Source organism: Streptomyces sp. NBC_00829, assembly GCF_045161795.1.
Classification (GTDB): Bacteria; Actinomycetota; Actinomycetes; order Streptomycetales; family Streptomycetaceae; genus Streptomyces.
In genome coordinates, this window is record NZ_CP108867.1 from 1,677,205 (window position 1) to 1,703,583 (window position 26,379).

At 69.8% G+C, this 26,379-nt stretch carries 24 protein-coding genes and 1 pseudogene; 7 read left to right on the top strand and 18 right to left on the bottom strand.

Annotated elements, in window-relative coordinates:
• Nucleotides 1-62: 62 nt before the first annotated feature.
• The 4 genes from OG293_RS07295 to OG293_RS07310 form a co-directional block, all read right to left on the bottom strand.
• Nucleotides 63-1,613, bottom strand: coding sequence for an MFS transporter (locus OG293_RS07295; protein ID WP_405997949.1), 1,551 nt, complete (start codon nucleotides 1,611-1,613; stop codon nucleotides 63-65).
• Nucleotides 1,614-1,699: 86 nt separating this feature from the next.
• Nucleotides 1,700-1,858 (bottom strand): hypothetical protein, encoded by a 159-nt coding sequence (locus OG293_RS07300; protein WP_405997950.1) that lies wholly within the window; start codon nucleotides 1,856-1,858, stop codon nucleotides 1,700-1,702.
• Nucleotides 1,859-1,994: 136 nt separating this feature from the next.
• Entirely contained in the window at nucleotides 1,995-2,393 is a 399-nt protein-coding gene (locus tag OG293_RS07305) for a RidA family protein (protein ID WP_405997951.1), read from the bottom strand.
• Complete coding sequence (locus OG293_RS07310; RefSeq protein ID WP_405997952.1) at nucleotides 2,390-3,523, bottom strand: acyl-CoA dehydrogenase family protein; 1,134 nt, start codon at nucleotides 3,521-3,523, stop codon at nucleotides 2,390-2,392. The genes OG293_RS07305 and OG293_RS07310 overlap by 4 nt, the downstream gene beginning before the upstream one ends.
• A gap of 133 nt (nucleotides 3,524-3,656) precedes the next feature.
• On the opposite strand from OG293_RS07310, the gene OG293_RS07315 reads away from it, so the two are divergent.
• Nucleotides 3,657-5,273: an AMP-binding protein gene (locus tag OG293_RS07315; RefSeq protein WP_405997953.1), complete on the top strand. Its 1,617-nt coding sequence runs from the start codon at nucleotides 3,657-3,659 to the stop codon at nucleotides 5,271-5,273.
• A gap of 4 nt (nucleotides 5,274-5,277) precedes the next feature.
• Nucleotides 5,278-6,084, top strand: a complete 807-nt coding sequence (locus OG293_RS07320; RefSeq protein ID WP_405997954.1) for a PaaX family transcriptional regulator C-terminal domain-containing protein — start codon at nucleotides 5,278-5,280, stop codon at nucleotides 6,082-6,084.
• A gap of 14 nt (nucleotides 6,085-6,098) precedes the next feature.
• Here the strand turns inward: OG293_RS07320 and OG293_RS07325 are convergent, their stop codons facing one another.
• Both OG293_RS07325 and OG293_RS07330 read right to left on the bottom strand, forming a co-directional pair.
• Nucleotides 6,099-6,848 (bottom strand): hypothetical protein, encoded by a 750-nt coding sequence (locus tag OG293_RS07325; protein WP_405997955.1) that lies wholly within the window; start codon nucleotides 6,846-6,848, stop codon nucleotides 6,099-6,101.
• Nucleotides 6,849-7,523: 675 nt separating this feature from the next.
• Nucleotides 7,524-7,952: a hypothetical protein gene (locus tag OG293_RS07330; protein WP_405997956.1), complete on the bottom strand. Its 429-nt coding sequence runs from the start codon at nucleotides 7,950-7,952 to the stop codon at nucleotides 7,524-7,526.
• 334 nt (nucleotides 7,953-8,286) lie between these two features.
• Here OG293_RS07330 and OG293_RS07335 point away from each other — a divergent pair, with 334 nt between their 5' ends.
• Nucleotides 8,287-8,886 (top strand): TlpA family protein disulfide reductase, encoded by a 600-nt coding sequence (locus OG293_RS07335; RefSeq protein ID WP_405997957.1) that lies wholly within the window; start codon nucleotides 8,287-8,289, stop codon nucleotides 8,884-8,886.
• Between the two features lie 4 nt (nucleotides 8,887-8,890).
• The gene (locus OG293_RS07340; protein ID WP_405997958.1) at nucleotides 8,891-9,655 is read left to right on the top strand and encodes a cytochrome c biogenesis CcdA family protein; all 765 of its coding nucleotides are present in this window, start codon (nucleotides 8,891-8,893) and stop codon (nucleotides 9,653-9,655) included.
• Between the two features lie 146 nt (nucleotides 9,656-9,801).
• Here OG293_RS07340 and OG293_RS07345 read toward each other — a convergent pair.
• The 3 genes and pseudogenes from OG293_RS07345 to OG293_RS07355 form a co-directional block, all read right to left on the bottom strand.
• Nucleotides 9,802-10,155 (bottom strand): annotated as a pseudogene (locus tag OG293_RS07345) (transposase); the annotation flags it as partial.
• The gene (locus OG293_RS07350; RefSeq protein ID WP_405997959.1) at nucleotides 10,151-12,616 is read right to left on the bottom strand and encodes a bifunctional salicylyl-CoA 5-hydroxylase/oxidoreductase; all 2,466 of its coding nucleotides are present in this window, start codon (nucleotides 12,614-12,616) and stop codon (nucleotides 10,151-10,153) included. The gene OG293_RS07350 and the pseudogene OG293_RS07345, both read right to left, overlap by 5 nt.
• A gap of 2 nt (nucleotides 12,617-12,618) precedes the next feature.
• Nucleotides 12,619-13,446: an enoyl-CoA hydratase family protein gene (locus OG293_RS07355; RefSeq protein WP_405997960.1), complete on the bottom strand. Its 828-nt coding sequence runs from the start codon at nucleotides 13,444-13,446 to the stop codon at nucleotides 12,619-12,621.
• A gap of 234 nt (nucleotides 13,447-13,680) precedes the next feature.
• On the opposite strand from OG293_RS07355, the gene OG293_RS07360 reads away from it, so the two are divergent.
• Entirely contained in the window at nucleotides 13,681-14,100 is a 420-nt protein-coding gene (locus tag OG293_RS07360) for an ATP-binding protein (protein WP_405997961.1), read from the top strand.
• A gap of 61 nt (nucleotides 14,101-14,161) precedes the next feature.
• Here the strand turns inward: OG293_RS07360 and argF are convergent, their stop codons facing one another.
• From argF to OG293_RS07385, 5 genes are all read right to left on the bottom strand, one after another.
• Nucleotides 14,162-15,175, bottom strand: a complete 1,014-nt coding sequence (gene argF / locus OG293_RS07365) for an ornithine carbamoyltransferase (RefSeq protein WP_405997962.1) — start codon at nucleotides 15,173-15,175, stop codon at nucleotides 14,162-14,164.
• Nucleotides 15,176-15,291: 116 nt separating this feature from the next.
• Nucleotides 15,292-16,524 carry an arginine deiminase gene (locus OG293_RS07370; RefSeq protein WP_405997963.1) on the bottom strand — a complete coding sequence of 411 codons (1,233 nt, stop codon included), beginning with the start codon at nucleotides 16,522-16,524 and terminating at the stop codon, nucleotides 15,292-15,294.
• Between the two features lie 370 nt (nucleotides 16,525-16,894).
• Nucleotides 16,895-17,344, bottom strand: a complete 450-nt coding sequence (locus OG293_RS07375; RefSeq protein ID WP_405997964.1) for a WhiB family transcriptional regulator — start codon at nucleotides 17,342-17,344, stop codon at nucleotides 16,895-16,897.
• A gap of 73 nt (nucleotides 17,345-17,417) precedes the next feature.
• Nucleotides 17,418-18,026 (bottom strand): BN159_2729 family protein, encoded by a 609-nt coding sequence (locus tag OG293_RS07380; RefSeq protein ID WP_405997965.1) that lies wholly within the window; start codon nucleotides 18,024-18,026, stop codon nucleotides 17,418-17,420.
• Nucleotides 18,023-18,616, bottom strand: coding sequence for a sigma-70 family RNA polymerase sigma factor (locus OG293_RS07385; protein WP_405997966.1), 594 nt, complete (start codon nucleotides 18,614-18,616; stop codon nucleotides 18,023-18,025). The genes OG293_RS07380 and OG293_RS07385 overlap by 4 nt, the downstream gene beginning before the upstream one ends.
• 315 nt (nucleotides 18,617-18,931) lie before the next feature.
• On the opposite strand from OG293_RS07385, the gene OG293_RS07390 reads away from it, so the two are divergent.
• Together OG293_RS07390 and OG293_RS07395 are read left to right on the top strand one after the other, a co-directional pair.
• The gene (locus tag OG293_RS07390; RefSeq protein WP_405997967.1) at nucleotides 18,932-19,354 is read left to right on the top strand and encodes a helix-turn-helix domain-containing protein; all 423 of its coding nucleotides are present in this window, start codon (nucleotides 18,932-18,934) and stop codon (nucleotides 19,352-19,354) included.
• Nucleotides 19,355-19,530: 176 nt separating this feature from the next.
• Nucleotides 19,531-19,779, top strand: a complete 249-nt coding sequence (locus OG293_RS07395; RefSeq protein WP_405997968.1) for a hypothetical protein — start codon at nucleotides 19,531-19,533, stop codon at nucleotides 19,777-19,779.
• Between the two features lie 397 nt (nucleotides 19,780-20,176).
• On the opposite strand, the gene OG293_RS07400 is transcribed toward OG293_RS07395, so the two are convergent.
• From OG293_RS07400 to OG293_RS07415, 4 genes are read right to left on the bottom strand one after another with little or no spacing between them, the layout of a single operon-like run.
• On the bottom strand, nucleotides 20,177-22,732 hold the full coding sequence (locus tag OG293_RS07400) for a polynucleotide kinase-phosphatase (protein WP_405997969.1): 2,556 nt from the start codon (nucleotides 22,730-22,732) through the stop codon (nucleotides 20,177-20,179).
• Nucleotides 22,729-24,288: a 3' terminal RNA ribose 2'-O-methyltransferase Hen1 gene (locus OG293_RS07405; protein ID WP_405997970.1), complete on the bottom strand. Its 1,560-nt coding sequence runs from the start codon at nucleotides 24,286-24,288 to the stop codon at nucleotides 22,729-22,731. The genes OG293_RS07400 and OG293_RS07405 overlap by 4 nt, the downstream gene beginning before the upstream one ends.
• Nucleotides 24,279-25,244: a homocysteine S-methyltransferase gene (gene mmuM / locus OG293_RS07410; RefSeq protein WP_405997971.1), complete on the bottom strand. Its 966-nt coding sequence runs from the start codon at nucleotides 25,242-25,244 to the stop codon at nucleotides 24,279-24,281. Before mmuM ends, OG293_RS07405 begins: the two co-directional genes overlap by 10 nt.
• Nucleotides 25,245-25,249: 5 nt before the next feature.
• Entirely contained in the window at nucleotides 25,250-26,173 is a 924-nt protein-coding gene (locus tag OG293_RS07415; RefSeq protein ID WP_405997972.1) for an LLM class F420-dependent oxidoreductase, read from the bottom strand.
• Nucleotides 26,174-26,379: the final 206 nt, after the last annotated feature.

Consider the following 26,379-nt stretch of genomic DNA (forward strand, 5'->3'; position numbering starts at 1 on the left):
CGCCCCGGACAAGGCGAGGCCCGCACCCTCACGGGAGTGCGGGCCGAGCGTGCGAGGCGCCCTCAGGGCTGCCCAGGCGTGACTCCGCCCTTGAGGCGTTCCAGGTCCGAGGGCCGCACCTGGATGGCCAGGAGGGCGATCACCGCCGCGATCACCGTGAAGATGGCGGCCACGATGAAGGCCGCGGAGACTCCGGAGGTGAGCACCTCGTCGCTGAAGGGTTTGGGGAGCACCCCGGTGCGCTGGAAGCGCAGCCGCTCCACCGGGGTGGCCTGGGCCATGAAGAGCGCGATCTGGTCCTCGGCCTCGTTGCGGCTGGCCGTGCCGAATGTCGTGACCAGAATGGACAGGCCGAGCGAACCGCCCACCTGCTGCGTGGCGTTGAGCATGCCGGATGCCGCGCCGGTCTCGTGCGTGGGTACTCCGGAGACGGCCATCAGCGTCAGCGAGACGAAGTTCATGCCCATGCCGAGGCTGAAGATGAGCATCGGCCCCAGGATGCTGCCCAGATAGGTGGAGTGGACATCGGTCAGGGTCAGCCAGGACAGTCCGGCCGCCGCGAGGATCGAGCCGGTCACCATGAAGGGCTTCGGGCCGTATCTGGGAAGCAGTTGGGAGGCGATGCCCGCGCCGACCGCGATGACGGCGCTCACCGGGAGGAAGGCGAGACCGGCCTCGAGCGGGCTGAAGCCGAGCACGTTCTGCACGAAGAGCGTGAGGAAGAAGAACATGCCGAAGATGGCGGCCGCGAGGCTGAGCATGATGCCGTAGGTGCCCGAGCGGTTTCGGTCGGCGAACATGTGAAGGGGGGTGATCGGCTGCTTGGAACGCCGCTCGACCATGACGAAGGTGGTGAGCAGGACCACCGCGGCCCCGAAGGAAGCGAGCGTGAGCGGATCGCGCCAGCCCTCCTGTGCGGCCCGGATGAAGCCGTAGACCAGCGCCACCATGCCGAGGGTCGACGTCAGTGCGCCGGCGAAGTCGAAGTTGCCCGGATGGCGTTCGGACTCCTTGATGTGACGGGGCGTCGCCACCGCGATGAGCAGGGCGATCGGAACATTGACGAAGAACACCCAGCGCCAGTCGAGCCATTCGACGAGGATGCCGCCCGCGAGCAGCCCGATCGCGCCGCCGCCGGCGGAGACCGCGGCGAAGACACCGAACGCCCGGTTGCGTTCCGGGCCTTCGGTGAAAGTCGTCGTGATCAGTGCGAGCGCGGTGGGCGAGGCGATGGCCCCGCCGACGCCCTGGAGGGCCCTCGATGCAAGCAACTGGCCTTCGTTCTGTGACAGACCGCCGAGCAGGGAGGCAAGCGCGAAGAGCAGTACGCCGAAGATGAAGACCCTCCGCCGGCCGAGGATGTCACCGGCGCGGCCACCGAGGAGGAGCAGGCCGCCGAAGGTGAGCGTATAGGCGTTGACCACCCAGGACAGGCTGGTGGTGGAGAAGTCCAGCGCGCTCTGGATGTGCGGGAGGGCGATGTTCACGATGGTGATGTCGAGAACCACCATCAACTGACAGGAAGCGATGACGAGGAGGGCAATCCCATCGCCACCGCCCTTCTTCTTCGTGGCGGTGGACTGCGAGGCGGGTGCCGGCTGCGGGGTCGTCATGGCGCATCGAGCCCTCACACGAGGGACAGCGGACGGTTTTGTCCACTAAAAAAAGGTAAACCCGCCGCTGGGCCGCCACCAGTCGATCAAGCCCCTCGGCCCGAGGTCTCCGCGACGGAGTCGCGCACCGCCGTGACCAGGGCTTCCGGCTGATCCTCGGCGATGGGCGTGCAGCTGTCCTCGGCCTCCAGCAGCCGCCCCCGGGGCAGCAGTTCGGCCGGCCGGCCGTCGGGCTCGCGCGGCATCGTCCAGTCCCGCGTAGTGGAGACGACGAGCGCGGGACGGTCGAGTTTCCACAGTCCCTTCGGCCGCCTCAGGAGTCCGGTCCATGCCCGGGTCCGCCTGGACGAGCCTGCCGACCGCCGCCCGGGTCCGCACCGGTCAGGGGAGAACGGCCGTTCCATCCAGCTCCACCAGGGCTTCCTCGTCCCACAGCCGCACCACCCCGATCACCGCCATCGCGGGATAGTCACGCCCGGCCAACCGCCGCCAGATGCGGCCCAGTTCATGGGCGTGCGCGCGATAGCCGTCGACATCGGTGGCGTAGACCGTGACCCGGGCGAGGTCCTGCGGCGCGCCACCCGCGGCCGCGAGAGCGGCCAGCAGATTCGCGAGCGCCGTCTCGAACTGCTCGGGGAGCGTCGCCCCGACGACCTTTCCGCCGGTGTCCAGTGCGGTCTGTCCGGCCAGGAACACCAGCCGGGAGCCGGTGGCCGTGACGGCGTGCGAAAAGCCGGTGGGCGGGGACAGCTCGGCCGGGTTGTGACGGTGCAGGCTCATACGTGGGGCTCCTCGGCGCTCACTGCGTACAGCTCCTTGGCGATGATCGTGCGCTGGACTTCGGTCGCGCCCTCGTAGATGCGGGGTGCGCGCACCTCCCGGTACAGATGTTCCAGCAGATGACCGCGCTGGAGGGCCCGGGCGCCGTGCAGCTGGACGGCGGCGTCCACGACGTACTGCGCGGTCTCCGTCGCCAGCAGTTTCGCCATGGCGGACCGCTTCGGCACGTCGGAGGCCCCTTCGTCGTACGCGGCGGCCGCGGCATAGACCAGCAGGCGGGCCGCCTCGGTGCGGGTGGCCATCTCGGCGACCTGGTGGGCGACGGACTGGAGGTCCTTGAGCGGTCCGCCGAAGGCGGTGCGGTGCGTGGTGTGCTCGACGGCCGCGTCCAGGGCGGCCTGGGCCATGCCCACGGCGAAGGCACCGACGCTGGGCCGGAAGAGGTTCAGGGTGTTCATCGCGACACGGAAGCCCCGGTCCACTTCGCCCAGTACGTCGTCCGGGGTCACCGGCACATCGGCGAAGGTCAGCGCGCCGATGGGGTGGGGCGAGAGCATCTCCAGCGCGGTCCCGGTCAGCCCCGCGCGGTCGGCGGGGACGAGGAAGGCGGTCACGCCACGCGCGCCGGCCCCCTGGGTCGTACGCGCGAAGACGGTGTAGAAGTCGGCCTCGGGGGCGTTGGAGATCCAGCGTTTCTCACCGCTCAGCCGCCAGCCTTCTCCGTCCGGCACGGCCTTCAGGGCGAGGGCGGCGGCGTCCGAACCGGCCTCCGGCTCGCTGAGGGCGAAGGCGGCAACGGCGCGCCCCACGATCACCTCGGGGAGCCAGCGCTCCTGCTGGGCCGCGGTACCCGCCTGGACGAGCGGGTAGCTCCCCAGTCCCTGGAGGGCAAGGGCGGTCTCTGCCTCCGTGCAGCCGTGGGCGAGGGACTCACGCAGCAGGCACAGCTCCAACGCCCCGGCTCCGAACAGTCTGCCCAGCAGCCCCAGTTCCCCGAGAGCGGTCACCAGGGGGCGGTTGACCCTGCCAGGTTCACCCTGCTCCGCGAGCGGCCGCAGCTGCTCGGCGGCCAGGGTGCGCACCTGCGCACACCAGGCAGTTTGTACCGGATCGAGCGAGAATACGGGCATTCGTGCCCCCATTTCGTACCGGCCTGAGTCCCGGGAGTATCCCCGGGAAAAAGGACAGTATCGCGGACCGTTGACTGTCGTCATCTTCACGATACGCTCGATGCGCGACCCCACCACGAGAAGGGGGCGAACCATGGAGCTGTCACCGTCGGCCCACCACGACACCTTCGCGCGCGACCATCTCCCGCCTGCCGGGCAGTGGCCGGAACTCCTCTTCGAGCTGCCCGGACTGGACTATCCGGAGCGGCTCAACTGCGGGGCCGAGCTGCTGGACGGCACGATCCGACGCCTCGGCACCGACCGGCCCGTCTTCCGTACCGGAGGCGGCGAGATCTGGACGTACGGAGAACTGCGCGACCAGGTCGACCGGATCGCGCATGTCCTGACCTCGGAGCTGGGAGTGGTGCCCGGGAACCGGGTCCTGCTGCGCGGCCCCACGACTCCCTGGCTCGCGGCCTGCTGGCTGGCCGTGATGAAGGCGGGAGCGGTGGCCGTCACCGTCCTGGCCCAGCAGCGCGCCAAGGAGCTGGCAACGGTCTGCGAGATCGCCGCCGTCGGCCATGCCCTGTGCGACATCCGCTCGCTCGACGACCTGGCCAAGGCCGAGGTGCCGGGGCTGCGGATCACGGCGTACGGCGGCGACTCCCCCGACGATCTGCTGCGGCAGGCCGCGGCAGCGCCCGCGGAGCCGTACGAGGCGGCAGCGACCGCCGCGGACGATGTCGCCCTGATCGCCTTCACATCGGGCACGACCGGCCGTCCCAAGGGGTGTATGCACTTCCACCGGGACGTGCTGGCCGTCGCGGACACCTTCTCCGCCCAGGTGCTGCGGCCGGAGCCCGACGACGTCTTCGCGGGCAGCCCCCCGCTGGGCTTCACCTTCGGCCTCGGCGGTCTGGTGATCTTCCCGATGAGGGCGGGGGCCTCGTCACTGCTCCTCGAACAGGCGGGCCCCACCCAGCTGTTGCCCGCGATCGCCAGGCACCGGGTGTCGGTGCTGTTCACCGCGCCGACCGCGTACCGCGTGATGCTCGACAGCATCGACTCGCACGACACCGGATCGCTCAGGCGCTGTGTGTCGGCCGGCGAGAATCTGCCCGCGGCCACCTGGCGGGCCTGGCAGGAGCGGACCGGGCTGCGCATCATCAACGGCATCGGCGCGACCGAGCTGCTGCACATCTTCATCTCGGCCGCGGACGACACGATCCGGCCGGGCACCACGGGCATTCCGGTGCCGGGATGGCAGGCGCGCGTGGTCGACCGCGCGGGCCGTCCCGTGCCGGACGGTGAGCCGGGGCTGCTGGCCGTGCGCGGCCCGGTGGGCTGCCGTTATCTGACGGACTCCCGCCAACTGGAGTATGTGCGCGACGGCTGGAACGTCACCGGTGACACATATGCACGTGAACCCGACGGCTACTTCCGCTACGTCGCCCGCGCCGATGACATGATCATCTCGGCCGGGTACAACATCGCGGGGCCGGAGGTCGAGGACGCGCTCCTGCACCACCCGGATGTGGCCGAGGCAGCGGTCGTCGGCCGCGAGGACGAACTGCGCGGCCAGATCGCGGTGGCGTACGTCGTCCTGCGCGAGGGCGTACCGAACGGCGAGGAAACCGCCGTCGCACTCACCGAGGCGGTCAAGGCGCGACTGACCCCCTACAAGTGCCCGCGTGAGATCGTCTTCCTGGACGCGCTTCCGCGCACCCCCACCGGCAAGCTGCAGCGCTTCCGCCTGCGGGCTCTAAAGTGATCACGTGGCCGAGCAGCACACTCCCCGTTCCCTGATCGTCACCCTGTACGGCGCGTACGGACGCGAACGGCCGGGACCTCTCCCCGTGGCCGAACTCATCCGCCTGCTGGCGGTGCTCGGCGTCGACGCGCCGTCCGTGCGCTCCTCGGTCTCCCGGCTCAAGCGCCGGGGCCTCCTCGTCCCCGAACGCACCTTCGACGGCGCGGCCGGCTACGCCCTGTCGGCCGACGCACGCCAGCTGCTCGACGACGGCGACCGCCGGATCTACGCCCACCAGTCCCCTCTGCTGTCCGAGGGCTGGGTGCTCGCGGTCTTCTCGGTGCCCGAGGCCGAGCGCCACAAGCGCCATCTGCTGCGCTCACGGCTGGCCCGGCTGGGATTCGGCTCGGCGGCCCCGGGGGTGTGGATCGCCCCGGCACGGCTGCACGAGGAGACCCGGCACACCTTGCGCCGTCTGCAGCTCGACCCGTATGTCGAGCTGTTCCGCGGCGAGCACCTCGGCTTCGCGGCAACGGCCGAGGCGGTGGCGCGCTGGTGGGACCTGGGGGCCATTGCCAAGGAGCACGAGGAGTTCCTCGATCTGCACGAGCGGGTGCTGCGGAGCTGGGAGGCACGCGAGGAGGTGCCGGCGCAGGACGCGTACCGGGACTATCTCCCGGCGCTGGACTCCTGGCGGCGGCTGCCGTACATCGATCCGGGACTGCCCGCCGAACTACTGCCTCGGGGATGGCCCGGAGAACGGTCGGCGGAGGTATTCGCGCGGCTGCACGCGCTGCTGAAGGACGCGGGAGCGGCGTTCGTGCAACCGTGACCGGCGCGCCCGCGTCACGCCGCGACGCCCGGAGGGGATCGCGGCCCGGGACCGCCGGATACGCCACAGCGGACCGCACCCCGATCCGTGCCGGGGCCACGAGTGTCCGAGCCTGTCGCCCGCAGTTGCTCCACGGTGGCGCCCCATCCGCCCTGCCACTCGTCATCGAGGCCGTATGGCTGGTCGAGCGGGAGGTCGGTGATCTCGGAGGCGTAGTCGTGGCTGATGACGATCTCCTCGACCTGTTGCGCGACCGCGCGTTCATCGAGCCGACCGGCCAGGCAGTCTGTGGAGATGTTCCGGAAGACCGTCGTTACGGCTTCGAGGGTGCCCGGAAGGGAGTCGACGCCCATCTCGGCCGGAACAGCGGGCATCAGGTCATCGAGGGCCCGGGTATCGCGGCCGTTGAGTCCGGCCACCTCGCGGAGGGCTTCGCCGTCGTGGCCGTCGGCCAGCCACTGCACCGCCCACCCGGGGGTCCGCGCGGACACCCGGCCGAGCACGAACCGGGCGGCAACACTATCGCTGCGGATGCGGTATCCCTGCCCCGACTGCTGCAGCAGGGCGGAGTCCGGGGCGCCCTTCTCCACGGGAGTCAGGCGCACCGGCTCGGCCAGCGCCGGTGAGGTCACGGTCACCTGGCTCCACCCGGCGGGCATGCCTGCGATGCCGACCCCAACGAACGAGCCGACCTCTGTCGTGGAGTGGTCGCCGAAGAACACCAGCCGGGGACCGGCCGGCGAGCTCGGCGACGCGGCAGGCACTGTTTCAGCGCAACACTTCGAGTCTGGGGCGTCCGGGGCCGGCGTTGCTCCAAGAAGCGGAAGAGTCACGGCAACGGCGACAGCTGCGGTGTGGGCTACTCGGCGGAACACGGTTCCCCTTGGTCAAGACTGGCTGTTCGAGCAGGTCTGTTCGCCCACCCGACATACGAGAGTGTGCGGGAGCCCCTGAGGTTCACCCGCACACCGTGGCCGTGGCCACGGTGTGCGGCCAGAGGCCGCACACATGCCCCCGGGCAACGGGTGGTGACGGGTGAGCGCGCTTGCGAGGGGGCCGAGCCGTCGACTGCCGCGCCAGCAAGGTGGCCCCCACAAGGCGTTGCCTCTCTCGTTCGGCCTGGCCTGCCTCGTGCAGGGCGCGCCGTCCGGTCTCGACCCACCGCGCGGTCGATGCCGCCTCAACCGGCAGGCTGGCCACTGACGGCGCCCGCCTCGGGTTTCCCGAGACGGGCGCTGTCGCTGCACTCTCCGGCCGCCCGTTTCAGATGTACTCGGCCAACTGCTGGGCTTGCAGCGTGCCGTTCAGGAGCGACACAACGATACGATGTCGCCTATCCGATAGCCGGCCGGCTGCGATGGCTCGCAGCGCGGGCCGTAAACAAGCCGACGGAAACCAGCCTGCTCAGGGAGTTGCTGCTCAGCGCGCAGTTGCTACTGCTACGACTTGACGGAGTAGATAGGTGAGCAGCGCTGCCAGCCGCCCTTGCCCACACAAACCCAGAACGTGTAGCTCCTGCCTTCGGGCAGATCGCCGGTTGTGGTGGCGGTGTAGGGGGCATTGTGGCCGCGGGTGGTCGCTTCGCGTACGGGGTTGGTGCCGAGGTAGGCGGAGATGCCGTATCCGTCGGGTGTGGGGTCGACTGCCTGGAGTTTGTCTCCGTTGGCGGTCCAGTACGCCGTGCCGGCCAGTCGGCCGTCGACGTACACAACGACCGAGCGGGAGCCGTCGCTCTGCTGGTTGCTTGCGGCGAACCGAACGGTGGGGTCTGCTGCGAACGCGGGGCCCGCGCCTGCTGTCATTGCTCCGCCCGCCACGATGGTTGCTGCGAGCACTGCTGCGGCGCGCCTGCGTATGGACGTCTTCATGTTCCCCCTCGCTGATGGTTGGTCAGTCAGACCAAGATCATATCGCTGATCGAACCTGCGTACGATCGTAATTCAGCCTGACAGAACGGGTGTTGGCCGAAGATGGCGTGTCTTGATCAGCGCGTGCGATCAGCACTCTCACGGAGATGCGTGCGCCCTGTGGCGTTGCCGCTGGTGAGGAAAGAGAGCAGCCCGGCACGCCGTGGTCCAAGCATGAGCACAGGCGCCTGCTCATCGGGCCCCCAGCACATCGATGGTGGAGCACTGATGCCGGCTGGCACGCATGCCTGGGGGCGCCAGTGGATCACCGAAGTGCGGATGCGAAACTTTTCACATGGGTTACTTCCGTGATTCCCGAGCCGCTGTGCCGACCGCGTTGATTGCTGCAGGTGTGTTCCTGCTGGCCAGCTGCGATGACGGCGGCAAGTCCGGAGGTGGTGGGAGCACTAATTTCGTCGCGGGCAATGGCGGCATCTCCACCGTTCCCCGCAGCGAGCGCCAGCCCGCTCATGAGCTCAAGGGCGAGACACTCGGCAGGAAGCAGCTTGATGTTGCCGACCTCAAGGGCAAGGTCGTCGTGATGAACGTCTGGGGCTCGTGGTGCCCGCCCTGCCGCGCGGAAGCCCCCTCCTTCGCAAAAGTCGCCGAAGAAACGAAAGCCAAGGGGGTGGAGTTCGTCGGCATCAACACCCGGGACACGCAACGCAGTCCAGCCATCGCCTTCGAAAACGACTACGGCCTCAAGTACCCGAGCCTGTACGACCCGATCGGGAAACTGATCATCAACGGCTTCCCCAAAGGCAGCCTGAACCCGCAGACCATCCCCTCCACGATCATCCTCGACCGGGACGGCAAGATCGCAGCCCGCGCGCTGAAAGCGCTCAACGAAGAGGACCTCCGCAAGCTGATCGACCCACTGATCGCGGAGAAGTGAGCCGATGCAGTTCCTTGCCCAAGCCCCTGGGGCATACGACACAGTCGCCGACGGCACCCTCCTCCTTGCGCTGCCCATCGCGCTGCTCGCCGGGCTCGTGTCCTTCTTCTCACCCTGCGTGTTGCCGCTCGTGCCGGGCTACCTCTCCTACGTCACCGGGGTCACCGGCACCGACTTGGCATCCGCCCGCCGCGGGCGGATGGTCGCTGGCGCCTCCCTCTTCGTCCTGGGGTTCACCGCCGTCTTCGTCTCCGGCGGCGCCCTGTTCGGCTACTTCGGCTCCACACTCCAAGAACACCGGCAGGCCCTTTCCAAGGTCCTCGGCGTACTGATGATCCTGCTGGGCGTCTTCTTCATGGGCCTGATGCCCTGGCTGACCCAGCGCGAGTTCCGCCTCCACAAACGACCTGTATCCGGGCTCGTAGGCGCCCCCCTACTCGGAGCGCTGTTCGGCATCGGATGGACCCCGTGCATCGGGCCCACGCTCTCGGCAGTGACGTTCCTCGCGGCGAACGAAGCCAGCGCAGGCCGCGGAGCACTGCTGACCGTCGCCTACTGCCTCGGACTCGGATTGCCGTTCGTCCTGGCGGCAGTAGCCTTCCGTAAAGCCCTCGGCACGTTCACCTGGATCAAAGAACGATACGCGTGGGTGATGCGCATCGGCGGAGCCATGATGATCACAACCGGCCTGCTGCTGCTCACCGGCGCATGGGACAGCATGATCCAGTCGATGCAAGTCTGGTCGAACGGCTTCGCCGTCAGCATCTGACATCTGCCTCGCACAGTTATTCAGGGCAGGCGACAGTGCCCCACCGTCGGCCCTCCACGCCGCTATAGATGACTGGCGGCCTGACCCGGCCGCGGTCCGGGGCACCGCGCGGTGCGGCCCCAGGCCAGATCAGTTAGGCGCCCGCACTCCACCGCGTGACGCGCCTTGTAGTCCTGCCGGTCGAAAGCCGGCGGGCGGCCGCCGTCGCGGCCGCGGCGCTTGCGGTTGCGGATCTGGTCGGCCGGCTCGGGGATCGTGCACCGGATCCCGCGTCTGCGCAGGTAAGCACGGTTGGCGCGCGAGGAGTACGCCTTGTCTCCCCGCACGCGCAGGGGTCTGCGCCTGGGGCGTCCACCACCCGGCCTGGGCACCCGGATGGCTTCGAGGACCGGCTCGAACTGCGGGCTGTCGCCCCGGTGGCCTGCCGTGACCAGCAGCGACAACGGCTTCTGGCCCTGCTCGCACGCCAGATGGATCTTCGTGGTGAACCCGCCCTCAGCTCAGAGTGAGCCGGGGCCTGGGCGCGTCCGTGCGGCCGGCCGGGGGCTTGCGGCTGCCCGCCCTGAGGGGGACGGGCCAGATTGCACCCGGTCCGGCGTAGTCCTGCTCCGCCGCCGCGTGCAGGGTCCAGTGGGGGTCGTAGAGGTGCGGCCTGGCCAGTGCGCAGAGGTCCGCGCGGCCCGCCAGCAGCAGCGAGTTGACATCGTCCCAGGACGAGATCGCGCCGACGGCGATGACGGGGATGCCGAGTGCGTTGCGGATCCGGTCGGCGTACGGGGTCTGGTAGGAGCGGCCGTACTCCGGCTGTTCGTCGGGCACGACCTGGCCCGTGGAGACGTCGATGGCGTCGGCACCGTGCGCGGCGAAAGCGCGGGCGATCTCGACCGCGTCCTCGCCGGTGGTGCCGCCCGGGGCCCAGTCGGTGGCCGAGACGCGGACGGTCATCGGCCGCTCGTCCGGCCAGATCTCGCGCACGGTGTCGAAGACTTCGAGGGGGAAGCGGAGCCGGTTCTCGAGGGATCCCCCGTACGCGTCGGTCCGCTCGTTGGTGAGCGGCGAAAGGAAGCCGGACAGCAGATAGCCGTGGGCACAGTGCAGTTCGAGCAGGTCGAAACCGCAGTCGGCGGCGCGGCGGGTCGCAGCGGCGAACTGTTCGCGTATCCCGGTCAGTCCGGCGCGGTCGAGGGCGTGCGGAACCTGGTTGACACCCGCGCGGTACGGCAGCGGTGACGCGGCGGACAGGGGCCAGTTCCCCTCGTCCAGCGGCTGGTCGATACCGTCCCACATGAGTCTGGTCGATCCCTTGCGCCCCGAGTGGCCGAGCTGGACACCGATCGCGGTGCCGGGAGCGTGGCGGTGCACGAAGTCCGTGACACGGCTCCAGGCAGCCGCCTGTTCAGGACTGTAGAGGCCCGTACAGCCGGGGGTGATACGGCCTTCGGCGCTCACACAGACCATCTCGGTCATCACCAGGCCAGCGCCACCGAGCGCACGCGCGCCCAGGTGGACCAGATGAAAGTCTCCGGGGATGCCGTCCTCGGCGGAGTACATGTCCATCGGCGAGACGACGACCCGGTTGCGCAGGGTCAGTCCACGCAGGTGGAAGGGGGTGAACATCGGCGGTGTGGCGGGCGGGCAGCCGAAGTCGCGCTCGACGGCGTCGGTGAACGCGGCGTCCCGCAACCGCAGATTGTCGTGGGTGACCCGGCGGCTGCGGGTGAGCAGATTGAAGGCGAACTGCCGGGCCGGCTGGTCGAGGTAGCTGCCGAGGTCCTCGAACCAGCGCAGACTGGCGGCGGCAGCGCGCTGCGTGGACTCGACGACCGGGCGGCGCTCCTTCTCGTACGCGGCGAGCGCCTCTTCGAGGCCCGGCTGCTCCTCGATGCAGGCGGCGAGTGCGAGAGCGTCCTCGACGGCGAGTTTGGTGCCGGAGCCGATGGAGAAGTGCGCGGTGTGGGCGGCGTCGCCGAGGAGCACCGTGTTGCCGTGCGACCAGCGGTCGTTGACGACGGTACGGAAAGCGGTCCAGGCCGAGTTGTTGCCGTGCAGCGGGCGACCGCCGAGGGCATCGGCGAAGATCTTGGCGCATCTGTCGGTGGACTCCTGCTCATCGCAGAGGTCGAGACCGGCGGCCCGCCAGACCTCCTCGCGCATCTCGACGATGACGGTGCTGGCGTCGCGTGCGAAGGGGTAGCCGTGCAGCTGCATCGTGCCGTGCTCGGTCTCGGCGATCTCGAAGCGGAAGGCGTCGAAGGCGAAGTCGGCGGCGAGCCAGATGTAGCGGCAGCGGTGCGTGGTGATGTGCGGCGCGAAAGCGTCGGCGGGCGCCTCGCGGGTGAGGCTGTGCACCCCGTCGGCGGCGATGACCAGGTCGTACGCGGCGGCGAGTTCGGCGGCGGGCGGCGCCGCGGTGCGGATGCGGAGATCCACGCCGAGGGAGGCGCAGCGTTCGTGGAGGATCTCCAGCAGCCGACGGCGGCCGAGGGCGGCGAAGCCGTGGCCGCCGGAGGTGAGGGTGCGACCGCGGTGGACGATGTCGATGTCGTCCCAGCGTACGAACTCCTCTTGGAGCGCACGGTAGATGACAGGGTCGGCGTGCTCGATCCCCCCGAGGGTCTCGTCGGAGAGGACGACTCCGAAGCCGAAGGTGTCGTCGGGGGCGCCGCGCTCCCAGAGGGCTATCTCACGGGCGGGGTCGAGCCGCTTGAGCAGCGCGGCGGCATACAGGCCGCCGGGGCCGCCGCCGATGACGGCGATGCGCAGCGGCCGACCGGGCACCGGCACGCGGCCGGGCCGTGCCGCGCCCTTGGGGGACACGCCGCCCGTGGGAGCTTCGCCGTACGCCGGGCCCACGCCGAGCACGCGAGGCTCCTCGCCCACCGGAGCCTCGCCCGGTACGGGACCTGCACCGTGCGGGCGCCCCTCGTCGTGCACCGGAGCCTTGCCCTGTGCCGGGGGCATGGTCAGCGTCCCTGCCACTTCGGTGCGCGCTTCTCCGTGAACGCGGCATGGAACTCCGCGTAGTCCTCGCCGTTCATCAGCAGCGCCTGCGTCGCCGCGTCCAGCTCCACCGACGCGGCCAGCGGCATGTCCAGTTCGGCCGTAAGCAGCGCCTTCGTCTGGGCGTGGGCGAGCGCCGGGCCGTCCGCGAGGCGGCGGGCCAGCTCGGCCGCCCGCTCGTCCGCCCGGCCCTCTTCGGCCAGTTCGCTGATCAGGCCGATGCGTTCGGCCTCGGGAGCCCGGACCGGGTCGCCGAGCATCAGCAGCCGGGTGGCATGGCCGAGGCCGACAACCCTGGGCAGCAGATACGCCGCCCCCATGTCACCGCCCGACAGACCCACCCTGGTGAAGAGGAAGGCGAAACGGGCGGATGGGTCCGCGATCCGGAAGTCCGCGGCCAGCGCGAGCACCGCACCGGCTCCCGCAGCGACGCCGTGCACCGCAGCGATCACCGGGAAGGGGCACTCGCGCAGGGCTCTCACGACCTGTCCGGTCATCCGGTTGAAGTCCAGGAGCTCGGCGGTGTCCATGGAGAGGGTCGCACCGATGATCTCGTCGACGTCACCGCCGGAGCAGAACCCGCGCCCCTCGCCGGCCAGCACCAGGGCCCGTACGGACCGCTCCCGCGACAGCTCGGCGAGCAGATCTCGCAGATCGGCGTAGGCCCCGAAGGTGAGCGCGTTGAGCTTCTCGGGGCGGGCGAGGGTGACGGTCGCGACTCCTTCGTCCGTCGTCAGCCGCAGATGGCGCCAGCGCTCGGTGCGGTGCGCGGAGCCGGAAAAGGGGCTCATGGAGTGTGGCCTCCTTCGGCGGGGCGGACTACTGCCTGTCTTCGAAGCTATCACTCATCCGTGACTCTCGTCACGAGTGCGCGATACTTGGTTTTGTGGCCGACTTGTACCGAGGCAAACACCCCGTATCGGCCGTGGTACAGGTCCTCCCCAAGTCCGGCCGTGGCCTTCGTTCACCGGCTCGCGCTTCGTAGGGTCGACCGCACGACCCACTTCCGAACGGAACCCTCCGCCGTGCTCGAAGCATCCGGCCCCGCCTCATGGCGCATCGCCCTGCCGCACACGACGGCCGCGGTGCCCATCGCCCGCGCCCTGATCCGCACGGCGCTGGCGGACATCGAGGCGTCGGCGGACAGCGACACGGCCGAGTTGCTCACGGCGGAGCTCGTCGCCAACGCGGTGGAGCACACCCTGGGCGAAAGCCCCATCGAGCTGGTGGTGGAGCTGCTGCCGACGGGCTGTCAGGTGGAGGTCCACGACGGCGACCCGGCCCCGCCGCGCGATCTTTGCCTGCCCGCCTCCGCTTCCGCGCCCGATCTCTGGCAGGAGCACGGCCGGGGGCTGCTGTTGATACGGGAACTGAGCACGGCCTGCGGGCACCGGCCGACCGCCGGGGGCAAGGCGGTGTGGTTCACCCTGCCGTCGCGGAGCTGACCGGCACAACGAAAGCGGGGCCCGAGCCCTGAGGCCCGAACCCCGCTCGCCGGCGTCGGGTCTACGCCTTCCGGACTCCGCAGAGCGTGGCCACCAGGACCGCCTTGATCGTGTGCATGCGGTTCTCCGCCTCGTCGAAGACGACGGAGTGGTCCGACTCGAACACCTCGTCGCTGACTTCGAGCTCGGTCAGACCGTGCCTCTCGTGGATCTCGCGGCCGACGGTGGTCCCGAGGTCGTGGAAGGCGGGCAGGCAGTGCAGGAACTTCACGCCCGCGTTGCCGGTGGCGCGGAGCACGTCCATGGTCACCGCGTACGGGCCGAGCAGCGCTATCCGCTCGTCCCACACCTCCTTCGGCTCGCCCATCGAGACCCAGACGTCGGTGGCGACGAAGTCGGCCCCGCGCACACCCTCGGTAACGTCCTCGGTGAGCGTGACGCGGGCGCCGGAGACCTTGGCCAGCCCGCGCGCCAGGGCCACGATCGTATCGTCGGGCCAGAGCAGCTGCGGCGCCACGATCCGCACGTCCATGCCCAGCAGCGCGCCCGTGACCAGGTAGGAGTTGCCCATGTTGTAGCGGGCGTCACCCAGATAGGCGTACGCGACCTGGTCCAGCGGCTTGTCGGTGTGCTCCGTCATCGTCAGCACGTCGGCGAGCATCTGGGTGGGGTGCCACTCGTCGGTGAGCCCGTTGTAGACGGGGACCCCGGCATGCGCGGCGAGCTCCTCCACGACACCCTGGCCGTGTCCGCGGTACTCGATGGCGTCGTACATCCGGCCGAGGACGCGCGCGGTGTCCTTCACCGACTCCTTGTGGCCGATCTGCGAACCGACGGGGTCGAGGTAGGTCGTCGCGGCGCCCTGGTCCGCCGCCGCGACCTCGAAGGCGCAGCGCGTGCGGGTGGAGGTCTTCTCGAAGATCAGGGCGATGTTCCTGCCCCGCAGCCGCGGCACCTCGGCTCCCGCCCGCTTGGCGGCCTTGAGCTCGGCCGCCAGATCGACGAGGCCGCGGAACTCCTCTGCGGTGAAGTCCAGCTCCTTGAGGAAGTGGCGGCCTTCGAGATGTATCGCCATGGTGGCTGCTCCTGGGTCGCGAACGCGATGACCGTGGAAGTCTATACGAGCGCCTGCATTGCTATACAGGCGCCCCACGGGCATCGTTGTACCGGCACGGAGCACCCCGATCCCCGCTAGACAGCCTCCCGTTCGACCGGGCAGCTCATACAGCGGGGGCCTCCTCTGCCCCGGCCCAGTTCACTACCCGGGATCTCGATGACCTCGATGCCCTGCTTGCGCAAATGGGTGTTTGTTGTGACATTGCGCTCGTAGGCGACGACGACGCCCGGCTCCACGGCGAGCACATTGCAACCGTCGTCCCACTGTTCGCGCTCCGCCGAGTGCACGTCCTGGGTCGCCGTGAGCACCCGGATCTCCTGCATGCCGAGCGCGGCCGCGATCGCACTGTGCATGTGCTCGGGCGGATGGTCGGTGACCTTGAGAGCCTGGCTCCCCTCGGCCGGTTCGATGGTGTAGGAGCGGAGCATGCCGAGTCCGGCGTACTGGGTGAAGGTGTCGCGGTCGACCATCGTCATCACGGTGTCGAGGTGCATGAGGGCCCGCCGCTTGGGCATGTCGAGCGCCACGATCGTCCGGGCCGAGCCCGCCGCGAACATTCCTCGCGCCAGCATCTCCACGGCCTGCGGGGTGGTGCGCTCGCTCATGCCGATCAGCACCGCGCCATTGCCGATGACCAGGACGTCACCGCCCTCGATGGTGGACGGGTAGTCGTCCTGCCCCTCCGACCAGTGGTGGAAATCGCCGGCCCGCGGGCCGGTGAAGTGCGGATGGTGTTTGTAGATCGCCTCGAAGTGAACGGTCTCGCGCTGGCGGGCCGGCCAGCGCATGGCGTTGATGGAGACCCCGTCGTAGATCCAGGCGGAGGTGTCGCGGGTGAAGAGGTGATTGGGCAGCGGGCGCAGGAGGAAGTCGTCCAGGTCCATCACATGGAAGCGGACCGAGGTCGGCTCGGTGTGACCGGCGAGGAACTCCCGCTTGGTCATCCCGCCGACCAGCGCCTCGACCAGGTCGGACGTGGCCAGTTGGTCGAAGGCCGAGCGGAGGTGACCGGTGGCGAGCGGGCCATACTCCTTCTCGTCGAAGACCCGGTCCAGGACCAGCTTTCTGGCCTCCGGGATCTCCAGCGACTCGCACAGCAGGTCGCCGAAGAGGTGCACCTCGACACCCCGGTCGCGCAGCACGTCCGCGAAGCCGTCGTGCTCCTGGCGCGCACGGCGCACCCAGAGCACATCGTCGAAGAGCAGGGCGTCCTTGTTGCTCGGGGTGAGGCGCTTCAGCTCAAGATCTGGCCGGTGCAGTATGACCTGGCGCAGCCGCCCGGTCTCGGAGTCGACGTGGAATCCCATGTCCCCATCCTGACCTCGTGAGCCCCGGTTCACCCGGTGAATGCCCGGAGCTTCTCCTGTCGCATCCCGCACTGCACAGCTTCGCGCACCGCATCGGCAGCCGGATCGTACAGATCCAGGTCGCCGAACTGCGGAGGGGCGCCCGCTCCACACCTGCCCGGATCGGTCTCCGGTCTCCTCCCACGCGCATACGGCTCCCGCCGGCCGTGGAGCCGCCGCGGCGGGGACGCGCCCCCTGCCGAGTCGAGAGGCAGGGGGCGCGGTCCGGCCGACGTGCCTCCCGAGCTTGCCGACCGGAGTCCGGCGGGCCCGGCCGGTGGTGTTGCCGGGCGCGGGGCACCGGCGCGGACGGGCGTCGTGACGGCGAGCGTCACGAACCGGCTGTGTGACTTTCGGTGGAACCGGTCCGTCGATAACGCCCGGCGCCACGGCTGTTGGCCGCCCTGCACGCGTCGTCGACGGGCTCGCGCCTGCGCAGGTGGCGCTGATAGGCGGCACGCGTTCCGCAGGGGGCGAGCTCCCTGGCCGGGCGGCCGGCGGGCATTCGATCGGTTGCGTCGGATGCGGGCGGGGGATGCTGCTGCCTTTTCCGTTCGTGCTCAAGGGCGTATCGCTGCGCTCCGGTGAGAGCGGCGATGATGCCCACGCGGTCGCACTTCGGCAGGCCTTCCTCGCAGCGCAGTACGGCGGCCCGGCAGTCGTCGAGCACCGGACAGGCGGTGCAGATCGCCACGGCCCGGCCCCGGGTCCTGCCGGAGAACCACAGATCGCCGTCCTTGTCCCGGCAGGCGGCACTCAGCTCCCATGGCCTGATGGTCATGTCCACTCCGCCGGATGAGACCAGGCTGCCGAGGGACGCGCGTACGGGCGCGATCCGCGTGCGTTCGGCGGCCTCATCGGCCCTGGCCGATCCGGGCGCCTGCCGATGCGGGGCGATCCGTGGACGGCGCCATGTCGCGGACCGGAGTGAGGGGGCCCACGAACGCCGCGACGTTCGCGAGCGAGCACCGTTCCGGGCGGGCGCCCAGCGACATCAACGGCATTCCGTCGTGCGCACGGTGTCCCCGGCAGTGCCAGATGTCGCCGTGGGCGTCGCGCTGGGGCAGTGCCAGGTCGAACACGTTCCGGCCGAGCTTGAACAGGTGTGCCACCGGACCGGTCGCCGCCCTGTGCCCTTCCGGGTGAACGTCGTAGGCAACCACCGACAGCCGGACCCCGTTCCGGTGGCCCTCCCCGGTGAGGACATAGGGCAGCGGGTGCTCGCCCTCGTCCGTGATCCCGAAGTACGCGCGCCACCGCGCCCACTGGTGCGGCTCCGCGATATGAAGCACGATGCGCACCCGGTTCCCCTCGGCGTGGACGCCCTGGAAGTCCGGGTGCCGTCCGATCCGCCGCTCGACGGCCACGGCGATGCGCCCGGCCCGTCGGCACACCGCGTCCCAGGCGAGCGCCGCTCGCTCCAGCTCCGTCGCGGCCACGAGGTGGGTCAGGTTCCTGGTCACCCGGCCACCCTCACAGCGTGGGAGCGCAGCCTCTGCATGGCGCGGAAGGTGAGTGTCTTGACCGCGGCGACGGACCTGCCCATCTCATGGGCCGTTTCCTCGGCCGACAGCCCGTTGATGAAACGGAGCTCCACACAGTGGCGCTGATACGGGTTGAGTGTGCGCAGGGCGCTGCGGACCGCCTCGTGGGCGTCGATCGCCTCCAGCCTGCGCAGGGCGGAGGATTCGGCGCTGCGGTCGCACAACCCCGTCTCCTGGAATTCGGCGACCAGGGTCTCCAGCCGGGTACGGCTGTGCCGTGTGTCGTCCAGGTGCAGATTCCTGGCGATGGTGAGCAGCCAGGCGGCGAACTCGGATCCCTGCCAGGCGAAGCTGCTCATGCGGCGCAACGCGCGGACGAAGACTTCCTGGGTGAGGTCCTCGGCCAGGTGTCGGTTCCGTGTGCGGAAGAAGAGAAAGCGGTACACGAGCCGGTGGTGTTCGCGGTACAGGGCGGCGAACGCCTCGCGATCACCGGCGCGGGCCCGCGCGACTAACGCGGGTTCCGGGCCTCCCGGCGGGCCGATAGGACGGTTGGCCTGTTCGGGCACGGCATGAACTCCTTTGGCTCCATGGAGTGGTGACGGTGGATGAGTGCCGGTCCGGTCGCGCGCCACCCTCATATTCAGTATTCATGTAGATGTAGATTCCACCGCCGTGCGATGTCGCCCGTTTATGTGTGCGGCGGCATCTGCAGTCTTCATGTAGATGTAGATTCTGTCAAGGGACGGCAGTGTGCGGACCACACGACGGGGGCGCACATGCGCACGTCGAGCGCCCGGGGCACTCCGCCTCGCACCTGTGGAGAGGCCTTCGATCTGCAATCTACTTGCGCATGTAGATGCCGATGGTCGATCCTCGGGCATGTGAGCAGCGACCAGAACCATGGCGGTGAACCAGGGCCCGGCGACGACGGCGTCCGCGAGGGTGAGGACCTGGCGGCTCTGCTCGAACGCCTGCTGGCGAAGGCCCCGGGGAAGACCCAGAAGGACTTGGCCACGGAAGCCGGCATCTCGTACCCGACGCTCAACGCATGGATGAACCGCACCCGCGGAACCTCCCGCGTCGACCCGGAGAAACTTCGGGCCATGGTCGATGTGTTCCGTCGCTGGGGCGTGAGGACCGCACCCCGAGAGTTCTTCGCGGCCGTCGGCCGACCTGTGCCCGGTCCCAGCCAGGATGAGCGGGAAGCCAAGCTGCTGAGGCTCTACCGTCAACTGCCGGAGGCCCGTCAGCGTGCGCTTGTCCAGGACGCCGAGGCAATGCTCCAGGTCAGCCGGACCATCTGACGCTGACGCACTCTTCCGGGGGGTCGAGGTGTCCCCACCTCTGAACAGCGCCATCAGGCGTCACTGAATATGCCAAACACCCCTGAGGTTCACGTAGTCACCGGTACCATCAGTCACCCGCTGACCTCCCGGAGCGGATCACTTCACGATGTCGTGCATCCCCTGGGGAGATACCTGTGTGCATCCGCATTGCTGTCGCCGAAGATCTGCCGGAGATCGCCGTCTGGGATCCGGACGAGGTCAGTATTCTTGTCGCCAGGGGCGTCCAAGTGCACGTAGTCATCAGAGAGTTGCACGCCATCCTGACGATCGATCTGAGCGCTCCGGCCGCACCGGGCGGCGCCCTGCTGTGCTTCTGCGGCACACGTCTGGAACTGCCGCAGGAACTCGCCCCCTTGGCCGCCGACGTCGCCGAGGCGGGCTGAAACCGCCACGGCCAGGGAAGCCTCGTGCCCAGCGCCGGGGCCGACTGTGCCCTGATCGAGGCCGACACCGGGGCCGACTGCCCTCCCGCACGCCTTGCCGAGGTCGATCGCACAGTGCCGCGCCGTCGTCTGTCACACGCCTTGGCGCTCAGATTCCCGCAGGCCATCGCTGACGGCTGACGGCTGACGGCACCGTGACCGCCAAGACCTGCCGCGCCACACACACGACACCTGACGGTGGCTCCCCGTGCTGTGCTCCTGGCGATACCCGGGTCCTGGGCCACGGCCGACGCGTGCACGCCCGCACCTCCCGCTCCTGCCTCGGTTCCCGGCGCCGAGCGGGAGGAAGCACGCCTCCCGCTCGGGAGCAGCCTTCGGGACGCGGCGTCCCTCCCGCTCACAGCCGGGGGTCGACCGGCTCCGACTCCAGTGCCAGCACGGCGAAGACCGCTTCGTGGATCCGCCACAGTGGTTCACCGTCGGCCAGCCGGTCCAGGGCTTCGAGCCCCAGCGCGTACTCCCGCAGCGCCAGCGAACGCTTGTGGTTCAGGAACCGGTTGCGCAGCCGCTCCAGGTTCTCCGGGCGGGTGTACTCGGGACCGTAGATGATCCGCAGGTACTCGCGGCCACGGACCTTGATGCCCGGCTGCACGAGGCGGCCCTTCCCGTCCCGCGCCAGCGCCTGGAGCGGCTTGACGACCATGCCTTCGCCGCCTCTGCCGGTCATCTCCAGCCACCAGTCGACCCCGGCGCCGACGGACGCGTCGTCACCCGTCTCGACGATCAGGCGCCGGGTGACCTGGAGCAGTCCGGTGGGGTCGTGCTCCACCAGCCGGTCCAGCCAGGCCAGTTGCTCATCGTGCCGCACGGACGCGAGCGAACGCCCCTGCACGGCGAGGATCTGGAAGGGAGCCAGCCGCACCCCTTCCAGGCCCTCGGTCGTCCAGCAGTAGCGGCGGTACGCCTCGGTGAACGCGGCGGCGTCGGCCGACCGGTCGCGCTGCTTGGCCAGCAGTGCCTCCATGGGGACGCCACGCGCGACCGCCTCTTCGAGCGCTGCCGTGGCGCCGGGGAAGACAGCGCCGGAGGCGGCGCCGACCGCCGCGTACTGCGAGCGCAGCAGCCCGGACGCCTTCAGCGACCACGGCATCAGTTCGGCGTCCAGCAGCAGCCAGTCGGTGTCGAGTTCCTGCCAGAGCCCAGCCTCGGTGACGGCTGCCCGCAGCCGGTCCAGGATCTCCTCGGTGACTGCGCCGTCGTCGAAGAAGGGCCGCCCGGTGCGGGTGTGCAGCGCGCCCGTCGGTCCGTCGACCCCGAACCGATCGCGGGCGGCTCCGGCGTCGCGGCAGACGAGTGCCACCGCCCGCGAACCCATGTGCTTCTCCTCGCACACGACCTTGGCGACGCCGTCCGCGCGGTACTGCGCGAAGGCTTCGGCCGGGTGCTCCAAGTACCCCTCGACCTGTGAAGTCGCGGTCGGGGACATGGTCGGGGGCAGATAGGCGAGCATCCGCGGGTCGACCGCGAAACGGCTCATGACTTCGAGCGCCGCCGCGGCGTTCTCCTCGCGCACACCGATGCGGGCCATGTGACGGGTCTCCACGACCCGACGACCCTGTACGTCGGCGAGGTCGAGCGGCCTGCCTTCCCTGCCGCCCGGGGCCTCGGTGCCGAGCGGCTTGACCGGTTCGTACCAGACCTTCTCGGCCGGTACATCGACCAGTTCACGCTCGGGCCAGCGCAGAGCGGTCATCTTGCCGCCGAAGACCGCTCCGGTGTCCAGGCAGATGGTGTTGTTGATCCATGAGGTGTTGGGCACGGGTGTGTGGCCGTAGACCACAGCGGCACGCCCTCGGTAGTCCTCCGCCCAGGGGTAGCGCACGGGCAGGCCGAACTCGTCGGTCTCGCCGGTGGTGTCGCCGTACAGCGCGTGTGAGCGAACCCGCCCCGACGTGCGCCCGTGGTACTTCTCGGGCAGGCCGGCGTGGCAGACGACGAGTTTGCCCTCATCGAGGACGTAGTGGCTGACGAGGCCGTCGATGAACTCCCTCACCTGCCCGCGGAAGGCGTCGTCCTCCTTCTCCAGCTGCTCGATGGTCTCGGCCAGGCCGTGCGTGTGCTGGACGTTGCGGCCCTTGAGCCAGCGTCCGAGCTTGTTCTCGTGGTTGCCCGGCACACACAGTGCGTTGCCGGAGGCGACCATGCTCATCACCCGGCGCAGGACGCCGGGGCTGTCCGGTCCCCGGTCGACGAGGTCACCGACGAACACGGCGGTCCGGCCTTCAGGGTGTGCCCCGTCCACATAGCCGAGCTTGGCCAGCAGGGTCTCCAGCTCGGAACTGCAGCCATGGATGTCGCCGATGATGTCGAAGGGCCCTGTCAGGTGGGTGAGGTCGTTGTAGCGGCGCTCCAGGACGACCTCGGCCGCGTCGGCCTCCTCCACGCCGCGCAGGATGTGCACCTTGCGGAACCCTTCGCGCTCCAGCCCGCGCAGCGAGCGGCGCAGCTCGCGGCGGTGGCGCTGGATGACATGGCGCGGCATACCGGCCCGGTCGGGGCGCACGGCATTGCGCTCGGCGCACACCTCCTCGGGCATGTCCAGGACGATGGCGATCGGCAGCACGTCGTACTGGCGGGCCAGCCGCACCAGCTGCCGTCGGCTCTCCGGCTGCACGCTGGTCGCGTCGACGACGGTCAGTCGCCCGGCCGCGAGCCGCTTGCCCGCGATGTAGTGCAGCACGTCGAAGGCGTCGCCGCTCGCGCTCTGGTCGTTCTCGTCGTCGGCGACGAGGCCGCGGCAGAAATCCGAGGAGATGACCTCGGTGGGCTTGAAGTGCTTACGGGCAAAGGTGGACTTGCCCGATCCGGTGGCGCCGATGAGGACGACGAGGGACAGGTCGGTCACCGGGAGCGTGCGCTTATCCGGTTCGGTGGTCTCACGGATGGTGGTCATGCGGCCTTCGCCTCCTTCGCGGACTCGGTTCCGCTCCTGGTCTTCTCGGTGCTGTGGTTGCCGTCGCTCTTGTGGTCGCCGTCCGTCCTGTCTGTGCTCTCCGTGCTGTCCGTACGGTCGAGTCTGGTGAACACGGCCATCTGGGTGGGCGGTCCGACCTCGGGGTCGTCGGGCCCCACGGCGACGAAGGCGACGCCGTAACCGTCCCGTTCACCCACGGCGTGCGCCCATGCCCGGAACTCTGCCCGCGTCCATTCGAAGCGGTGGTCGCCGTGGCGCACATGCCCGGCGGGCAGGGTCTCCCAGCGGACGTTGTACTCGACGTTCGGCGTGGTCACGATCACGGTCCCGGGCCTCGCGGCCCCGAACACCGCGTACTCCAGCGCGGGCAGCCTCGGCAGGTCGAGGTGCTCGATGACCTCACTGAGCACGGCGGCGTCATAGCCCGTGAGGCGCTTGTCCGTGTAGGTGAGCGAGCCCTGGAGCAGCTTGACGCGCGCGGCTTGGCGCTCCCCCATACGGTCCAGCTTCAGCCTGCGCCCGGCGATCGTCAGCGCACGCACGGACACGTCCACGCCCACGATCTCGGTGAAGCGCACGTCCTTCAGCAACGCCTGTACCAACTGGCCCTGTCCGCAGCCCAGATCGAGCACCCGGCTCGCACCCGCTCCGCGGAGCGCCTCAAGAATCGCCTCCCGCCGCTGTCCGGCGAGCGGCACCGGCTTCTCCTCGGTGTCCGTCGTCTCGTCCACGGCATTGTCGACGTCCTCGACCTGGAGGTCGTCGGCCTCGGCGAGCCTGACCAGCTCCAGTCGCTCCATGGCCTGCCGGGTCAGCCCCCAGCGGCGGGAGAGATAGCGGCTGGTGATCAGCTTCTGCTCGGGATGCTCGGCCAGCCAGCCCTCGCCCGCCCGCAGCAGCTTGTCCACCTCGTCGGGTGCGACCCAGTAGTGCTTGGCGTCGTCGAGCACCGGCAGCAGGATGTACAGCTGCCGCAGTGCGTCGGCGAGCCGCAGCTCCCCCTCCAGCGTCAGCTGTACATAGCGCGAGTCGCCCCATTCGGGGAACCGCGGGTCCAGGGCGACGGGCTCGGCCTCGACGGATGCCCAGCCCAGCGGCCCGAAGAGGTTGCGTACCAGTTCGGCCCCCCCGCGCGCGGGCAGTGCGGGCACCTCGATGCGCAGTGGCATGGGCTTCTCGGCCCGAGCGGGCAGCGCCGCGCACACACCCCGCAGGGCGCTCTTGAAGACACCGCTCAGCGCGACGGCCAACAGCGAGGACGCGGCGTAGGGGCGGTCGTTGACGTACTGGGCGAGCGCCGAATCGGGCGCGCCGCCGCGGCCCTTGCCCTTGCCTCGCCTGACCAGTGCCACGGGATCCACCTCCAGCAGCAGCGCGGCCGTGCAGCGCTCGGCGGACGCCTCGGGGTAGAAGACATGCGCCGTGCCGTGCGAGGTGGAGAACGTCTGCGCCTTGTCGGGATGCTTGTGCAGCAGAAAACCGAGGTCGGTGGCGGGACGCTCTGGGGTGCCGGTAGTACTGATCGTCAGGAACACCCGTCCGAGTATGGCCGTATTCCCCCGCCCCGACCAGGGAATTCCTCCTGAGCTGCGCCGGCTGCCAGGGCAGCGGCGAGCCGGGTGATGTGCCCCGGCCCGACCCGGCAGCAGCCGCCGACCAGCCGGGCCCCCGCTGTCTGCCAGGCGCGGGTCCGCCGCGGGTCGTAGGTGGCACCGCCGCGCCACGTGCGCGCGTCGGCGTCCCACTTCTCGCCGCTGTTCGGATAGACGACCACCGGCTTGCCCGTCGTCGCCGCGAGCTCCACCGCGCGGTCCGCGTCCGCGGGCTCGCAGCAGTTCACCCCGACGGCGATCACCTGGTCCCGTCTCTCGGCCAGGGCGAAGGCAGAGGTCAGCTCCTGGCCGGCCCGGGTGCGTCCGCCCGTGATGCTGTAGGAGAGCCAGACGGGCACACCGCATCCGTCGGCCGCCCGCAGCAGCGCCTCCGCCTCGTCCGTGTCGGGAACGGTCTCCAGGGCGAGGACATCCGGACCCGCCGCGGCCAGAGCCTCGATCCGCGGCCGGTGGAAGCGCTCCAGGTCCCGCACCGACAGTCCGTACCGGCCGCGGTACTCGCTGCCGTCCGCGAGTATCGCGCCGTACGGCCCCACCGAGGCCGCGACCCACACCTCCCGGGGGCTCGACTCGCCTGCGGCGCGGGCCAGTTCGACGCTGCGTGCCAGCAGTCCGGCGGCCTGCGTTCTGTCGAGTCCGCGGCGCGCGAAACCCTCGAAGGTGGCCTGATAGCTGGAGGTGATCAGCACCTGCGCGCCCGCCCGTACATATGCCGAGTGTGCCGCCGCGATCTGATCGGGACCGTCGGAGAGCAGACGGGCCGACCAGAGCTCGTCGGACAGGTCGCAGCCCTGCGCCTCCAGCTGATTGGAGAGGCCACCGTCGAGTACGACGACTCCATCCGCGAGCGCGGCCGCGAGGGGACGGGCGGGACGCACGGCGATCAGCTCAGCTGGGACTGGACCTGGGCCGAGATCAGCTCCAGGTGTTCCAGGTCGTCGAGGTCCAGGATCTGGAGGTAGATCCGGGACGCGCCGATCTCGCCGTACCGCCCGATCTTGTCGACCACTTCGTCGGGCGAGCCGGCCAGGCCGTTCGCCTTCAGCTCCTCCACCTCCCGTCCGATGGCGGCTGCGCGGCGGGCCACCTCGGCGTCGTCCCTGCCCACGCAGACGACGAGGGCGTTGGAGTACACCAGGCCGTCCGCCCCGCGCCCGGCGGCCTCGGCGGTTTCCCGGACCCGGCCGAACTGCCGCTCGCTGTCCTCGATCGAGGCGAACGGGATGTTGAACTCGTCGGCGTACTGGGCGGCCAGCCGCGGGGTACGGCGCGCCCCATGACCGCCGATCAGTACCGGAACCTTCCCCGCGACCGGCTTGGGCAGCGCGGGCGAATCGGCGAGCTGGTAGTGCACGCCGTCGTACGAGAACGTCTTGTCGATGTCCGTGCCCCACAGTCCGGTAATGATCGCCAGTTGCTCCTCCAGCCTCGCGAACCTCTCCTTGGGGAACGGAATGCCGTACGCCTTGTGCTCGTCCTCGAACCAGCCCGCCCCGAGGCCCAGCTCCACCCGGCCGCCCGACATCTGGTCGACCTGGGCGACCTGGATGGCCAGCACGCCCGGAAGCCGGAAGGTGCCCGCGGTCATCAGGGTGCCGAGGCGGATCCGCTCGGTCTCACGGGCCAGCCCCGCCAGGGTGATCCAGGCGTCGGTCGGACCGGGCAGACCGTCGGCGGACCCCATGGCGACGTAGTGGTCGGAGCGGAAGAAGGCGTCGAATCCAAGGTCCTCCGTGGCCTTGGCAACAGTCAGCAGGGTGTCGTAGCTCGCCCCTTGCTGGGGCTCGGTGAAGATTCGAAGATCCATGCATCCATCCTGCACCTTCGAACGGGTGTAAACCCCACCGTCCTCGCCAGGCCCGCACCGACCCGGTCGGGTGAAAACCGCCGGTCCGGCCGGGGACGGCCGGCACCCCCCCGGGACAGGCTGCCGTGCACGTGAACCACCGCGGCTCCTGCCGAGCTCTCCGCTGTCATGCCGGACCCGCCGCCGAGTCCACCACGTCCACGGAG

Bases quoted from the DNA above. Each gene is read 5' to 3' on its own strand.
- OG293_RS07340 (WP_405997958.1), top strand. From the start codon at position 8,891: ATGCAGTTCCTTGCCCAAGCCCCTGGGGCATACGACACAGTCGCCGAC.
- OG293_RS07315 (WP_405997953.1), top strand. From the start codon at position 3,657: ATGGAGCTGTCACCGTCGGCCCACCACGACACCTTCGCGCGCGACCAT.
- OG293_RS07350 (WP_405997959.1), bottom strand. From the start codon at position 12,616: ATGCCCCCGGCACAGGGCAAGGCTCCGGTGCACGACGAGGGGCGCCCG.
- OG293_RS07375 (WP_405997964.1), bottom strand. From the start codon at position 17,344: ATGACCATCAGGCCATGGGAGCTGAGTGCCGCCTGCCGGGACAAGGAC.
- argF (WP_405997962.1), bottom strand. From the start codon at position 15,175: ATGGCGATACATCTCGAAGGCCGCCACTTCCTCAAGGAGCTGGACTTC.
- OG293_RS07300 (WP_405997950.1), bottom strand. From the start codon at position 1,858: ATGCCGCGCGAGCCCGACGGCCGGCCGGCCGAACTGCTGCCCCGGGGG.
- OG293_RS07370 (WP_405997963.1), bottom strand. From the start codon at position 16,524: ATGGGATTCCACGTCGACTCCGAGACCGGGCGGCTGCGCCAGGTCATA.
- OG293_RS07415 (WP_405997972.1), bottom strand. From the start codon at position 26,173: ATGGATCTTCGAATCTTCACCGAGCCCCAGCAAGGGGCGAGCTACGAC.
- OG293_RS07330 (WP_405997956.1), bottom strand. From the start codon at position 7,952: ATGAAGACGTCCATACGCAGGCGCGCCGCAGCAGTGCTCGCAGCAACC.
- OG293_RS07335 (WP_405997957.1), top strand. From the start codon at position 8,287: ATGGGTTACTTCCGTGATTCCCGAGCCGCTGTGCCGACCGCGTTGATT.
- OG293_RS07310 (WP_405997952.1), bottom strand. From the start codon at position 3,523: ATGCCCGTATTCTCGCTCGATCCGGTACAAACTGCCTGGTGTGCGCAG.
- OG293_RS07355 (WP_405997960.1), bottom strand. From the start codon at position 13,446: ATGAGCCCCTTTTCCGGCTCCGCGCACCGCACCGAGCGCTGGCGCCAT.
- OG293_RS07305 (WP_405997951.1), bottom strand. From the start codon at position 2,393: ATGAGCCTGCACCGTCACAACCCGGCCGAGCTGTCCCCGCCCACCGGC.
- OG293_RS07295 (WP_405997949.1), bottom strand. From the start codon at position 1,613: ATGACGACCCCGCAGCCGGCACCCGCCTCGCAGTCCACCGCCACGAAG.
- OG293_RS07400 (WP_405997969.1), bottom strand. From the start codon at position 22,732: ATGACCACCATCCGTGAGACCACCGAACCGGATAAGCGCACGCTCCCG.